Source organism: Janthinobacterium sp. LPB2021202312-11-4 (genome assembly GCF_037049705.1).
Taxonomy (GTDB): domain Bacteria; phylum Pseudomonadota; class Gammaproteobacteria; order Pseudomonadales; family Pseudomonadaceae; genus Aquipseudomonas.
The window spans coordinates 300,829-315,053 of record NZ_JBAGKV010000003.1 but is presented as its reverse complement, the minus strand read 5'-3'; the positions used below and the strand labels follow the sequence as shown (position 1 = coordinate 315,053).

Below are 14,225 nucleotides of genomic sequence, written 5' to 3'. Positions count from 1 at the left end.
CTAAGGAAGTGTCTCGCCAAGAACAGCGCTAGCTCTGTTTTCCCTTTATTGCAATGGAGGCAATAACTATGTCTGGTTCTACTCAACAAAATGTTGGTTTGTTCCCGCTCGCCTATCGAATTGGCACCGGGCAACCGGGTGCGCAAAGCCTGGCACTCAATCTGTTGGTATTTACCCCGGAAGAAACCGTCAGCGGTACGGCATCGATCACTCAGGCCACCAACCCGCCGCTCGATGTGCATTCCGATGTCTGGGGCGAATACACCTACCTCACCGTCATGTCCCCCGGGGTCAGCAAAATCCTGATCGTCGGCCAAGGCAATCACGGCGGCACGGGGTCCAATTCCATCGTGAATTTCAAGATACGCCTGGTGGTGGGCACCGACTGGAAAGAAGGGGTCGCCAACTATTCGTATTTTGATGGCCAACGCTGGATCGAGATCAATAACGTTCCCGCCCACCTCAGCGACTCGGTGCGCTCCAGCGCCTTCCCGCCGCTGGAACCTGGCCCGGTGATTCCACCGCATTCTTCGTACCCACCGATCCTGCCGCTGTACGCCGCGCCCATTCAGAGCGCCATTGCCAGCGGTGACCTGGCCCAGATGAAAAACCTGGCCAGCCTGGCCAAGCAACAACTGGATCAGCAGCCTCAACTGCAAAGTGCACTGGAAGCCGCCAAGGGCGAAATCAGCCGGCTGGAACGCCGCTGACCTGGCCACTGAATGCCTGGTTTGTCCTGAATACACTTAAGGGAGTTGCACCATGTCTATTGGACTTTTTCACACTCGCCTCAACGTCAGCAATCACCTGCTCGGCGCCCCGGTCCTGAGCCTCGACCTGCTGGTGGATACGGTTAAAAAGAAAGTCAGCGGCGTCGCCAGCCTCTACCAAAGCACCTACCCGCCACTCAACTTCCGCGCCCGGGTCTGGGGTGAATACTCGGAAACCAAACTGCTGCCAGCCACCGAAAACCACATCATCCTGACCCTGGATGGCAGCCCGAGCGGCCCGCTCAGCCAGATCGCCCAGACCTTTCATTTGAAGGGCATCCTCGGTGCCGACTGGGTCAGTGGTTTTGTCGATTACCGCTACGACGAGCAAGGCACCTGGCACGTGGTCAAACACGCCGCCGTCAGCCCCTCGCCGGTGATCGGACCGGAGCAGCCGCACCATGCCCAGCCGCTCTACGCCGTGGCAGTGCAGCAGGCGCAAGCCAGCGGTGATCTGGCGCAGTTGAAATCGGTGGTGAGCAAGGCGGAACAACAACTGGCTCACGGCGGTGCCCTGCGCAGTGCGCTGGAGCAGTTGAACGCCGAAATCGCCCGTCTGGAAGCCCGCTAACCGGTCCTCAATCGACAAGCACCGTGGCGAGGGTGCTTGCTTCCGTTGGACTGGGCAGCAGTCCCCTTCTTTTCAGGTAGAAAGGAGGGTCCGCTTCGCGGCCCGGCGGGAGCACGCTTCCTCGCCACAACGGTGCGCAAGGATTTGCCATGTCAGACAATCGCCCCGCGCGCTACCTCAGCGAAACCGACCTCAAACGCTACGTGCCGGTGCATGTGGTTTGGGAAATCACCCTGGCCTGCGACCTCAAATGCCTGCATTGCGGCTCCCGCGCGGGCCATCGACGACCCGACGAATTGAACACCCGGGAATGCCTCGACGTCATTGACTCCCTGGCCGCGCTCGGCACCCGCGAAATTACCCTGATCGGCGGCGAAGCCTATTTGCGCAAAGACTGGACCCGACTGATCCAGGCCATCCACGACCACGGCATGTACTGCGCCATCCAGACCGGCGGGCGCAACCTGACGCCGGCGAAAATGCAGGCCGCCGTGGACGCCGGGCTCAACGGTGTCGGTGTTTCACTGGACGGTTTGGCAGCGCTGCACGACGCCGTGCGCAACGTGCCGGGCTCGTTCGACAAAGCCGTGGACACCCTGCGCCGCGCCAAACAATCCGGGCTGGCGGTGAGCGTCAACACCCAAATCGGCGCGGCCACCCTGCCCGACTTGCCCGAACTGATGGACCTGATCATCGACGTCGGCGCCACCCACTGGCAGATCCAGTTGACGGTCGCCATGGGCAATGCCGTCGATCACCCGGAGCTGTTGCTGCAACCCTATCAACTGCTGGAAGTGATGCCATTGCTCGCACGCCTGTATCGCGAAGGCGTCGATCGCGGCTTGCTGATGAACGTCGGCAACAACATCGGTTACTACGGCCCGTATGAACACATGTGGCGCGGTTTCGGCGACGAGCGCGTGCACTGGAGCGGCTGCGCCGCCGGGCAAACCGTGCTGGCGCTGGAAGCCGATGGCACGGTGAAAGGCTGCCCATCGTTGGCCACCGTCGGTTTCTCCGGCGGTAACGTGCGCAACATGAGCCTGCACGACATCTGGCACTACAGCGAAGGCATGCACTTTGGCCGACTGCGCTCGGTCGATGACCTCTGGGGCTACTGTCGCAGTTGCTATTACAACGACGTCTGCCGTGGCGGTTGCACCTGGACGTCGCACTCGTTGCTCGGCAAACCGGGCAACAATCCTTACTGCCATTACCGGGCGCTGGACCTGCAAAAACGCGGGTTGCGCGAGCGGATCGTCAAACTCGAAGACGCGGCGCAGAAGTCCTTCGCGGTCGGGCGTTTTGACCTGATCACCGAACGCATCGCCACCGGTGAGACGGTGAACAGCGTCAGCGACAGCGGTCAGGTGATCAAACTGGCCTGGGCCAACCAGGGCAAGCACGCCCCGGACGAGGGCCGCATCCCGACGCAACTGGCGCTGTGCCGGGGCTGTTTGCAGTACATCTTTGCGCATGAAGTGACGTGTCCGCATTGCGACGCGGATGTGGCTGCGGCGGAGGTCGGGCATCAGGTGGATCGGGCGCGCCAGCAAGCGATCATGAATACGCTGACGGGGTTGTTGGGGTTGCCGGATAGCAGGTTGATTTAGCGCCAACCAGGCAAAAAATCGCAGCCTTCGTCAGCGCCACAAGCACGTAGGAGCTGCCGAAGGCTGCGATCTTTTGATCTTCCGACCAACCCCACACGATGAACTAAACTCCGATATTCGCTCAGAAAAATCAGCCAAATGTCGCGCATCCTGCTGTACATCCTCGCCTCGATTGCAGCGCTTTACCTGCTGCTCTGCGCCGCGCTGTTCGTGTTCCAGCGCTCACTCATCTATTACCCGCAACCCGGCACCATCGCCGCCCCCGAAACCCGGCTCAAACTGTCGGTCGCCGACGCCGATTTGCAAATCTCGGTCCGCCCCCACGATGGCCCCAAAGCCTTGATTTACTTCGGCGGCAATGCCGAGGACGTCTCCCGCAACCTGCCTTCGTTTTCCCTGGCCTTCCCGGATCACGCGCTGTATCTATTGCATTACCGGGGCTATGGCGGCAGTTCCGGGTCACCCTCCGAGGAGGCGATCCAGCGCGATGCCCTCGACGTGTTCGACCGGGTCTACGCCGAGCATCCACAAGTTGTCGTGGTCGGGCGCAGCCTCGGCACCGGCATCGCCATTCGCCTCGCCAGCCAACGCCCGGCCGCGCGGCTGATCCTGATCACGCCCTACAACAGCCTGCTGGAACTCGCCGCCCGCCAGTTCCCGATGTTCCCGGTGAGGTGGCTATTGAAGGACACCTTCGACTCCGGAAAATACGCCGCACACATCAGCGTGCCGACGCTGGTGATTGCCGCTGAACAGGATGACGTGATCCCCCGCACCAGCACTGAACGGCTGTTTCGGCACTTTGCCCCGGGGGTGGCGTCGATGAAGGTGATTACGGGGGTGGGGCACAACTCGATTTCGGAGAGCCCCGAGTACCTCGAATTGATCCGCGCCGGGTCAGGCGTGTCGCCGCCCTGATACCTTGCGACCGCCCCCCTGCTTCGCTGACTGTTGCCCCAAACCAAAAAAGGATGACCGATGTTCATAGGCGGATTGAAGCCCAACTCCGATCTGGCCTTCGCAGTCCCGACCGGCCAAAGACGCGGTGTTGCTGGTATCGCGCACACCTGCGCAGACTCGATAACCGTGATCGAGCAAGGCCCGGACCAAGGTGTTTTCCAGGTGACCCAGACATAACGCACGCATTGGATGATTCCTTGACCGAAATGGACAAGCACCATCCTGGCGCCTGTCCCAAGGGTCGCGCGTAGGAGTTGCCGAAGGCTGCGATCTCTTGATCTTAAAAACCTCACACCGGCCGACGCACCGCCCTAACCTTGCCACTGCCCCCACCGCCACAAAAAAACTGCCCCCCTCCATCTGATTCCAATCCCGAAACCCCAACACCGAGCGGCATTTCCAAGCACTCCAGCACTTCGCCGGTGGCCGGATCAACCCGCCGCAACTCGCTCTCATCACCCTCCCAGGTGCCATGCCACAGCGCGCCTTCAACCCAGGTCACGCCAGTGACAAAACGGTTGGACTCGATGGTGCGCAAAATCGTCCCGGTGTCCGGGTCGATCTGGTGAATCTTGCGGTCGCGGTATTCGCCGACCCACAGCGTCCCTTCGGCCCAGGTCAGCCCCGAATCGCTGGGGCCGGGCGCGGGGATGGTGTGGAGCACGCGGCCGGTCTTGGGGTCGATTTTCTGGATGCGGTCGGCGGCGATCTGGAACAGGTACTCGCCATCGAACGCGGTGCCGGCGTCGGCGGTGATGTCGATGGCACGCAGGGTCTGGCCGCTGGCCGGGTCGAGGGCATTGAGTTTTTCGCCGCTGGCGAACCAGACGTGCTGACCGTCGAAGGTCACGCCATGCACGGCGTCGACCCCGGCAAAGGGCCCATATTCGCGGATGATTTCGGCTGCTGAGTGTTTCATGGTGATGTCCTCGTCACGGGTGTGTGAAGTGATCCTAATCACTGGGCAACGGCGCCGTGAGTAACAAAGTCGTCGCGAAACCCGGCACCGGCGGCGTCATCCAGCGCCGCGCCCGGCCACGTCCGAAGGCTTGCACCTTGTTGTCCATCGCCAGCGTGTCGAGGATGCGTTGCACCGTGCGCTGGCTGCTGCCGAGGGCCAGCGCCAGGGCTGAGCTCGACCAGGCTTCACCGTCGGCCAGCAAGGCAAACACGGCAAACACGGCGGCGTACTTTTCTTCGACAGGCTGCGCCAGCACCACCACGTCACTCGAATTGCGCACCGTCAACCCAAACCCGCGCGAGGTCGCAGTCACGCTCGCCAAGGGTTCCAGCGCCGCCCGCAGGCGCCCGACTTCAACGCGCAACCGGGCGCGATGGGACTCGTCGCTGAGTTTCAGGCGAAACGCTCGGGCGATCAGCACGTCTCTCGGCACATCCGCCGGCCAGGCCTCGGCCAGCGCCCGTGCGAGGGCGAACAGCACTGGACGCGTGGTCAGGGAAACCGACAGGCCGGCGCCGCGCACGCTGTAACGGCAGGCGTCCACCACCAGCGCGCTTGAAGCGAGCAAGACTTCAACGTCCCCCAGCAATAACGGACGCTCCTGACCGTGGGCGATCAACCGTGCGACGGGTGTATTGAGGATCAGGATGGCGTGTTCGACTTCAGCGCTCAGGGCAGGAATCGCGGCATCCCGCGCAGCCATTTCGGCCCGATCCAGCGCCGCCCGTGCGTTGTTCGATTGCAGGCGCCGCATGGCGATCCCGGCCTCCACCAGTTCATGCACCGCGCGCAAGGCTGGCGGTAGTGGCGCGGGGTCAAGTGCGGCGAGGTTTTGCTGCGCGTCGTCCAGACGCCCGATCAGCAACAAACGCCGAATCTCCAGGTAGCGCGCATGGGCGGCGTTGACCCCGTCGCCGTGGGCCTCAAGGGTCAGTCTTGCCGTGTCGAGGGCTTTTACCGGCCAACCGAGATCCCGAGAGGCCAGGGCAATTTCCGCCTCGGCCACCACACAGCGCGCCCGTGCCAACGCTTCCTTCGGTCCGAAGGCCCGCGCCGCCCGTTGCACCAACGCTCGGGCCCGGACCAAGTCGCCAAGTTGCGCCATCGCAATGCCCCGCAGCGCGAGCGCCGCCGCGTCCTCACGCAACGCCACGCGGTTCAATGCGCCTAGGGGATCACCCGCCGCCAGTGCCCGTGCCGCTGCGGTGATCAGCGAGTCCATTTCAGTCGCACCACTTTTTCACTCCCGGCGCTCGACGCACCGTGTTCAGTCCAGGCACTGAAAAGTAGCAGCACACGAGCACAATCGCCCTGCCCTTGGTCAGCCCTAATCTGACGGGCGCTTCGTGGCGAGATTGACGGCCCCACCTCCTGCGCCTACTCAATTGGAAGGAACCCTGTATGAAACTCAATAGATTCGTCATTGGACTGGCCCTGTCGGCCGCGCTCGGGGCTTCAACCTGGGCCATGGCCGACGCAGCCAAACCGACCATCGTGCTGGTGCACGGCGCGTTTGCCGATTCGACGAGCTGGAACGGCGTGATCAAAATCCTCGAAAAGGACGGCTATACGGTGGTCGCCGCCGCGAACCCGTTGCGTAGCCTCAAAGGCGATGCGCAGTCGGTCACCGACGTGCTCAAAGGAATCCAGAGCCCGGTCGTGTTGGTCGGTCACTCCTACGGCGGGCCGGTCATCAGTGAAGCGGCCTACGGCCAAGCCAATGTGAAAGCGCTGGTGTACGTCTCGGCTTTCGCGCCGGACAAGGGTGAAAGCGCGTTCGACCTCACCGGCAAATTCCCCGGCAGTACCCTCGGCCCGACCCTGGCCAAACCCGTCGATCTGGCTGATGGCGGGAAAGACTTCTACATCCAGCAAGACAAATTCCACGATCAGTTCGCCGCTGACGTCTCGGTTGCCGATGCTCGCTTGATGGCTGCGACGCAGCGTCCGGTCACCGAAGCAGCGCTCAAGGAAGCCGCAACCGATCCCGCCTGGAAGACCACTGCGTCCTGGTGGGTCTATGGCGACAAGGACAAGAACATCCCGCCGCAAGCGATGAAGTTCATGGCTGAGCGGGCTAACTCGAAACAGACGGTGGTGGTTAAAGGCGCGTCTCACGTTGTGATGGTTTCTCATCCGAAAACGGTTGCCGAGGTTATTGAAGCGGCGGCCAAGGCGCCGTGATGGGTGGTTTTGCTTAGGAATGGCGACTGCGTCCGAGTTGAAAAACTGGGGCGCTTTTGCTGACCTCTTCGCGGGCAAGCCACGCTCCCACAATGGACGCGCAACCGTTGGTGGAAGCGAGGCTTGCTCGCGAAGAGCCCTTGAAAACCACCGCCAGCCCACCTGACAGACCACTCGCATCAGACTTGACCGCGCATGCCAATCAATGGGAGAAAGTGCACGACCTGAAACATTTGGTAACAACTAGACTCAAGGAAGATTCATGAAGACCCTCCTGTGTTTGCTGGTCGCCACCGGCGTCGGCGCGGTGTTGCAATATGCTGGCGTCCCCCACGGTCTGTTGCTCGGCTCGATACTAGGCAGCGCGTTGATCGTCAGTAACCTGCGCTTTTCCCCTTCCCTGCCCCTGGGCCTCGGCTATGTACAAATCGTACTGGGCACCGCCACCGGCCTGATGTTCACCGCGTGGGACAGCCACACCGCCGCTGCCATGTTGCCGAGCCTGGGCTTCCTGTTCCTGTGCCTGGCCGCGCAGATCAGCGTCGCCGGTTTCTGGCTGCTCAAGGTCTCGGGCTGGAACCTCAAGGACTCGATGCTGGCCGTCTACCCCGGCGCACTCGCCGCCGTGTTCGATCTGCTGGAGTCCGAACGGGCGTCGAGCAAAGTCATTGTTGTGCACCTGGTGCGACTGCTGTCGATCACGGTGCTGGTGAGTTTCCTGATTCCCGGGGTGCCCAACCTGGCACTGGCCGACGCGGTCCCGTTGACCCTGAACAGGCTGCTGACGGTGTTGTCGCTGATCATTCTGTGCATTGGGGTCGGCCGCGTGCTGCTACGGGTCGGCGTGCCGGCGCCGTTCATGCTCACGGCCATCGTCGCCACCGGTTTCTACGTGAAAATGGGCTATCTCAACGGCTTCCAGATGCCCCAATGGAGCGTCGACGCCGCCACGGTTTTGCTCGGCGTGCTGATCGGCTCCAAATTCAGCGACATCTCCCTCAAGGACCTCATTCGCCATGGCCGCGCCGGTGTCATGTCCGTCGGCCTGATGATCCTCATCGCCGCCGCATTTGCCGGCCTCGCTTCGCGCGTCCTGGGCAGCGACCCGCTCTCGCTATGGATGGCCTACATGCCCGGCGCCATCGAAACCATCGCCATCGTCGCGTTCGCGGGCGGGCTGAATGTGGTGTTTATCCTGACCCATCATTTGGTGCGGATGGTGATGCTGCACTTCGCCCCGGCGTTGCTGGTTCAGGCACGGCGTTGGCGGGAGAGTGAGTTGTAGGTGGGGCGAAGATTGCAATCATTGATATTCAAATGCCCCCCGCCCGCTGAACAGGGACGGGGGATCACAATAAAAACCTGTTTCTAACAACACAATTGTTACGCACCACAAACTTAACTTTTAGCGCCGATTTTATTTTCGAGTTCAATATCAAGTTGATAAAGAATTCGATCCGCCAGTTCAAAAGGAAGCTTTTCTGAAGACGCGTTGTGCATCGTATCCAAATAATCAAAATAAATTTTGACAGAATTTGAAATATACGACTTCATCCTTGCCTCACTCGCTGGCTTGGCAGGCTTGGCTGGATAAATACGTTTACCCGGAAGCAAAACGCGATAAACCCTATCGTCAATGATTTGAAAAACCTTCGGATTGAGAAAGCGCAGAATGGTCGATGCCATGGGTAAACGAACACCTGACGACAACAGCAGCTTTTTCAATATCAACTCTGACTGACGATGCTGTTTCGGCTCCAGTTTCGCAACGCCTTTAAGCTCCTCGAGCATATCGGGATTAATGTAGGGATACCTGCTGAGCTTCCATAAAACAATCTCGAACAATATCTCCTGATTGAAGTCATCCGCACTGATTTCGTCGAGTTTTTTCGTCAATTCAGGATGATATTTGTATTTATTGAGCAGGGTTTGAGGGTCGTTGCCCCAAACATGGCTGTACTTACTGACTATATCTGTCAAACCAGAACTCCATTTTCAAGTATCAACAACGGCTGTAGTCAATTTATCGCTATGACTTGGCAGCATTACGTAAACGACGTTTTTTCCATGCGTAGCCCATTACTAAACCAGCAACCGCCATGCCAAGCAATATTGATGCTATCAACTCAAGCGCTTCATCGTCGATGCCCAAAATATTCCAGTGACTGAGTGCATACAGTTTTAAATCCGGAACGTAATTGAGCCCTGCCATCAACAGAATGTAGCCCAACATCATAAAAATGAATGTTTTATTTTTTTTGTCAAAAAACCAGAGGGATAAAAGAACCCAGAGGAATGCCCCGAAGACGGCAGAGACAAGGCCTTGCCACAAGTTGGTAAACAGCGAGTAATAACTACCGAACAACAGCGAAAGACCATCTTGCCAATTCCATAAAGCAAGGGAGACAAGCGCCAACAGGCAGGTCAAGAAGGCCCCACCCCAGAAAACTTCGATAGAGATAACTTCCTTTAACGCTTTCTTGATTCCCGATGGAGTAACTCCAACCAACAAAAACAGCGCGACAACGGTAGCGGCCAACCAACTGAGAGAAACACCTGTCACAATCTTATATCCTTATTCAGGTAGGCAAATGAAAGCCAACATGGAGCAACGGTGTAGTTCCATTACTTTGCCGGATCTTATCAAGACAAATGGCAGGATGCCATCATTCGCTTGGCAAGCGATACGAAGATTGGCTTGCTCTTGGCAGACGCTCTCCTCAACCTCCCCGTATTCCAAGGACTCAGGATAGGGCATGGGTCTTTTCAGTCGTTTAAAAGCCTTCTCGAGGCACGAACCAAAAGAACAGCTCGTGGATAGACAGTTTGACTGTTGATGTACGGCAACGATTAACGCCCACAAAAAAACCCGCGAACCATCAATGGTTCAGCGGGTTTTCTGTCCTTACACCGGAGAGATCGTGGCAAGGACGCCTATCAAAATGGTCAACACCAGAAACCCACCCAGGAAAATCGCCATCTTAGCCATAAGGCCTCCTACCTCTTGAGTTTGCGGCGCAACAGGCGCAGTGAGCGGTGATCGTCTCAGGGCGGCCGGGCCGGTGAGGCATTCTGGGACTTGGGCTGATCTCGTTACAGAGGCAGATGGCGCAGGAAAATACGGATCAGATCATCCCGCCCCCTGTAGGAGCAAAGCTTGCTCGCGATAACGGCATCACAGTCGACATCGATGCTGGATGTGCCGCCGCTATCGCGAGCAAGCTTTGCTCCTACGGTTTTGGGGGAAACCCGGGCAAAAAAAGCCCGCTGACAGTCGCCTGTTCAGCGGGCTGTTGTGCTGCTTGATTTACTTCAGGTCAAACCGATCGAGGTTCATCACCTTGACCCATGCCGCCACAAAATCCTTCACAAAGCGCTCCTTCGCATCGCTGCTGGCATACACCTCCGCCAACGCCCGCAACTGCGCATTCGAGCCAAAGACCAAATCCACCCGGGTCGCCGTCCACTTCACTGCACCGGTTTTGCGGTCGCGGCCCTCGAACTCTTCCTTGGCGTCCGAGGTCGGTTTCCACTCCACGCCCATGTCCAGCAGGTTAGTGAAGAAGTCGTTGGTCAACGCCTCCGGCCGTGAAGTGAAGACACCGTGTCGGGTCTGGCCGACGTTGGTGTTCAGTACGCGCAAGCCGCCAATCAGCGCGGTCATTTCGGGCGCGGTGAGGGTCAGCAGTTGCGCCTTGTCGATCAGCAGCTGTTCGGCCGGCACGCGGTAGCGGGTTTTGAGGTAGTTGCGGAAGCCGTCGGCGATCGGTTCAAGGAAGCCGAAAGACTCCACGTCGGTTTGCTCCTGGCTGGCGTCCATCCGCCCCGGCGTGAACGGCACCGTCACGCTGTGGCCGGCGTTTTTCGCCGCTTGTTCGACGCCGACACTGCCGGCCAGCACGATCAAGTCGGCCAGGGAGATTTTCTTGCCGCCGCTGTTGAACTCGTTCTGGAGGCTCTCCAGTTTCGACAGCACCACCGCCAGTTGCCCTGGCTGGTTGGCCGGCCAGACATTTTGTGGCGCCAGGCGCAGGCGCCCGCCGTTGGCGCCGCCACGTTTATCGGAGCCACGGAAGGTCGACGCCGCCGCCCACGCGGTCGAGACCAGTTGCGAAACGCTCAACCCCGAAGCTTGGAGTTTGCTTTTTAGCGCGGCGATGTCGCTGTCGTTGACCACTTCATGGTCGAGCGCCGGGATCGGGTCTTGCCACAGCAGTTCTTCGGCGGGCAATTCCGGACCGAGGTAGCGAGAGAGCGGCCCCATGTCGCGGTGGATCAGTTTGAACCAGGCGCGGGCGAACGCGTCGGCGAGCTGGTCGGGATTGGCCAGGAAACGCCGGGAAATCGGCTCGTAGATCGGGTCGAAACGCAGGGCCAGGTCCGAAGTCAACATGGTGGGGTTGCGGCGTTTCGACGGATCGAAAGCATCCGGGATGATCCCGGCGCCCGCGCCGTTTTTGGGGGTCCACTGATGCGCGCCGGCGGGGCTTTTGGTCAGTTCCCACTCGAAGCCGAACAGGTTTTCCAGGTAGTTGTTACTCCACTTGGTTGGGGTTGTGGTCCAGGTCACTTCCAGGCCGCTGGTGATGGTGTCCGGCCCTTTGCCGGTGCCGAAACTGTTCTTCCAGCCAAAGCCCTGCTCTTCCAGGCCGGCGGCTTCCGGTTCTGCGCCAACATTATCCGCAGGCCCGGCGCCGTGGGTTTTACCGAAGGCGTGGCCGCCGGCAATCAGCGCCACGGTTTCTTCGTCGTTCATGGCCATGCGGCCAAAGGTTTCACGGATATCGATGGCGGATCTGACCGGGTCAGGCTCGCCTTCCGGGCCCTCAGGGTTAACGTAGATAAGGCCCATTTGCACGGCGGCCAACGGGTTCTCAAGGTTGCGGCCATGCTCGGTGCGGCTTTCCTCGTTTTTCCCCGGCTCGGCGACCAGTGGTCCGTCGCCAGGGGCTTCTACCGGGGCGTTTTCTTTGCCATAGCGGGTGTCGCCGCCCAGCCACTTGTTCTCGGAACCCCAGTAAACGTCTTCGTCCGGCTCCCAGACGTCAGCGCGCCCACCGGAATAGCCAAACGTCTTGAAGCCCATGGACTCCAGCGCGACGTTACCAGTCAGCACAATCAAGTCAGCCCAGGAAATGTTCTGGCCATACTTCTGCTTGATCGGCCAGAGCAACCGCCGCGCCTTGTCGAGACTGACGTTATCCGGCCAGCTATTGAGTGGCGCAAAACGCTGCTGACCGGAACCCGCCCCACCACGACCGTCACCGGTGCGATAGGTACCGGCCGCGTGCCAGGCCATGCGGATAAAAAACGGCCCGTAGTGACCGAAGTCCGCCGGCCACCAGTCCTGGGAATCGGTCATCAATGCATTCAGGTCGGCTTTGACCGCCGCAAAATCGAGTTTCTTGAACGCCTCTGCATAGTCGAAGCCTTCATCCAGCGGATCGGACAGGGAGGAATGCTGGTGCAGGATTTTCAGGTTCAGTTGATTCGGCCACCAGTCGCGGTTCGTCGTGCCACCACCAGCGGCGTGATTGAACGGGCATTTCGATTCGTTTGCCATGTAAGAGCTACCTTCGGTCGTGTTCATCCCGCTACCCGGCCCGAGCTGGGCCTGCAATAGCAATGAGAAATCAATGACATAGGCTGCTGGGCCAGGCAGTTCGATCAACTGCTGTTTAAGGCCACACGGGAAATCTGGAAATTGGCGAACGATTCGCCAGCACGCGGGCCCACGGCAAGCCTGTGACTCTTTCTTATCTCTTTATCAGGTATCAAGCGACCGGCCGACGCCAGCGCAAAGGTAAGACTAGACCGTCTGGGGAGGACTGCTAATAGGCGCAGTGTTGGGGGGTGATAGGTGAAATCTTTTCTTGGGGCTATTCAGGTTATGACGGCGGCCCGACCCATTGGGTCAGGCCCCCGAAAACAGCTCAATCAAGCCGCGTTGGCTTCCTTCTTCAGGCTGTTCATGTCAATCACAAAGCGGTACTTCACATCGCCCTTGAGCATGCGTTCATAGGCTTCGTTGATGTCCTGGATGTTGATCATCTCGATGTCCGACACAATCCCGTGCTTGGCGCAGAAATCCAACATGTCCTGGGTTTCCTGAATCCCGCCGATCAACGAACCGGCCAGGCTGCGGCGCTTGAAAATCAGGTTGAACACCGTCGGCGACGGGTGCGGGCTGTCCGGGGCGCCGACCAGCGTCATGGTGCCATCGCGCTTGAGCAGCGAGAGAAACGCGTCCAGGTTGTGCGGCGCGGCGACGGTGTTGAGGATGAAGTCCAGGGTGTTGGCAAACTTGGCCATCTCATCCGGATTCTTCGATACCACCACTTCATCGGCGCCCAGGCGCAGACCGTCTTCACGCTTGTTCGGCGACGTGGTGAACAGCACCACATGCGCGCCCATGGCATGGGCAATCTTCACCGCCATATGCCCCAGGCCACCGAGGCCGACCACGCCGACTTTCTGCCCAGGCCCGACCTTCCAGTGGTGCAGCGGCGAATAGGTGGTGATGCCGGCGCACAGCAGCGGTGCGACAGCGGCCAGGTTGGCGTCGCCGTGGGAAATGCGCAGGACGAACTTCTCCTTGACCACAATGCTGTCCGAGTAACCACCAAACGTGTTCTCGCCACCAAACACCGGGCCGTTGTAAGTGCCGGTGAAACCGTTCTCGCAATATTGCTCTTCACCTTCCGCGCACGACGCGCAGTGCTGGCAACTGTCGACCATGCAGCCAACGCCCGCCAGATCGCCGACCTTGAACTTGCTGACATTCGCGCCCACCGCCGTCACCCGACCGACAATTTCATGGCCCGGCACCGACGGATACAACGTGTTCTGCCACTCGTTGCGCACGGTGTGCAGGTCGGAGTGGCAAACGCCGCAATAAAGGATGTCGATCTGCACATCATCGGCGCCCGGGGCACGACGTTCGAAGGTGAAAGGCTTGAGCGAGTCCTTGGAGCCTTGCGCGGCATAGCTGTAAGTCTTGGTCATTGCGATCACCTTTTAAATCAGAGGTTGAATACAAGAGGAGTAGCGTAGTAGCTGAATCGTTCAAGTGGATGACAGATCGTCAAACGCCTGGGCGGCTATGTGATGCCGCGTTGCGGACAGGATAGGACTTGGGCCGGTGTGAGCGATGGCCGCATTCTGCT

Annotated in this window: 12 protein-coding genes; 6 read left to right on the top strand and 6 right to left on the bottom strand. The window is 59.6% G+C overall.

Features of this window, described 5'->3' with window-relative positions; all coding sequences use genetic code 11:
- Nucleotides 1-68 precede the first annotated feature (68 nt).
- The 4 genes from V5E99_RS05435 to V5E99_RS05420 all read left to right on the top strand — a co-directional run bounded on the left by V5E99_RS05435 (nt 69) and on the right by V5E99_RS05420 (nt 3,872).
- The gene (locus V5E99_RS05435; RefSeq protein ID WP_499801501.1) at nt 69-710 is read left to right on the top strand and encodes a DUF1842 domain-containing protein; all 642 of its coding nucleotides are present in this window, start codon (nt 69-71) and stop codon (nt 708-710) included.
- Nucleotides 711-762: 52 nt separating this feature from the next.
- Complete coding sequence (locus V5E99_RS05430) at nt 763-1,341, top strand: DUF1842 domain-containing protein (RefSeq protein ID WP_499801500.1); 579 nt, start codon at nt 763-765, stop codon at nt 1,339-1,341.
- Nucleotides 1,342-1,490: 149 nt separating this feature from the next.
- Nucleotides 1,491-2,954 carry a GDL motif peptide-associated radical SAM/SPASM maturase gene (locus tag V5E99_RS05425; protein ID WP_499801499.1) on the top strand — a complete coding sequence of 488 codons (1,464 nt, stop codon included), beginning with the start codon at nt 1,491-1,493 and terminating at the stop codon, nt 2,952-2,954.
- A gap of 138 nt (nt 2,955-3,092) precedes the next feature.
- A complete protein-coding gene (locus V5E99_RS05420) occupies nt 3,093-3,872 on the top strand; it encodes an alpha/beta hydrolase (protein ID WP_499801498.1) in 780 nt (259 codons plus the stop codon).
- Nucleotides 3,873-4,203: 331 nt separating this feature from the next.
- Here V5E99_RS05420 and V5E99_RS05415 read toward each other — a convergent pair whose 3' ends face one another.
- A complete protein-coding gene (locus V5E99_RS05415; protein ID WP_499801497.1) occupies nt 4,204-4,833 on the bottom strand; it encodes a Vgb family protein in 630 nt (209 codons plus the stop codon).
- A gap of 34 nt (nt 4,834-4,867) precedes the next feature.
- Nucleotides 4,868-6,097, bottom strand: a complete 1,230-nt coding sequence (locus V5E99_RS05410; protein ID WP_499801496.1) for a helix-turn-helix domain-containing protein — start codon at nt 6,095-6,097, stop codon at nt 4,868-4,870.
- A gap of 179 nt (nt 6,098-6,276) precedes the next feature.
- Here V5E99_RS05410 and V5E99_RS05405 point away from each other — a divergent pair, with 179 nt between their 5' ends.
- Together V5E99_RS05405 and V5E99_RS05400 are read left to right on the top strand one after the other, a co-directional pair.
- Nucleotides 6,277-7,059, top strand: a complete 783-nt coding sequence (locus V5E99_RS05405; RefSeq protein WP_499801495.1) for an alpha/beta fold hydrolase — start codon at nt 6,277-6,279, stop codon at nt 7,057-7,059.
- 262 nt (nt 7,060-7,321) lie between these two features.
- Entirely contained in the window at nt 7,322-8,344 is a 1,023-nt protein-coding gene (locus V5E99_RS05400; RefSeq protein ID WP_499801494.1) for an AbrB family transcriptional regulator, read from the top strand.
- Nucleotides 8,345-8,457: 113 nt separating this feature from the next.
- Here V5E99_RS05400 and V5E99_RS05395 read toward each other — a convergent pair whose 3' ends face one another.
- From V5E99_RS05395 to V5E99_RS05380, 4 genes are all read right to left on the bottom strand, one after another.
- Nucleotides 8,458-9,039, bottom strand: coding sequence for a hypothetical protein (locus V5E99_RS05395; RefSeq protein WP_499801493.1), 582 nt, complete (start codon nt 9,037-9,039; stop codon nt 8,458-8,460).
- A gap of 49 nt (nt 9,040-9,088) precedes the next feature.
- A complete protein-coding gene (locus tag V5E99_RS05390) occupies nt 9,089-9,622 on the bottom strand; it encodes a hypothetical protein (RefSeq protein ID WP_499801492.1) in 534 nt (177 codons plus the stop codon).
- Between the two features lie 744 nt (nt 9,623-10,366).
- Nucleotides 10,367-12,622, bottom strand: a complete 2,256-nt coding sequence (gene katG, locus V5E99_RS05385) for a catalase/peroxidase HPI (RefSeq protein WP_499801491.1) — start codon at nt 12,620-12,622, stop codon at nt 10,367-10,369.
- A 374-nt stretch (nt 12,623-12,996) separates the two neighbouring features.
- Complete coding sequence (locus V5E99_RS05380; RefSeq protein WP_499801490.1) at nt 12,997-14,064, bottom strand: NAD(P)-dependent alcohol dehydrogenase; 1,068 nt, start codon at nt 14,062-14,064, stop codon at nt 12,997-12,999.
- Nucleotides 14,065-14,225 lie beyond the last annotated feature (161 nt).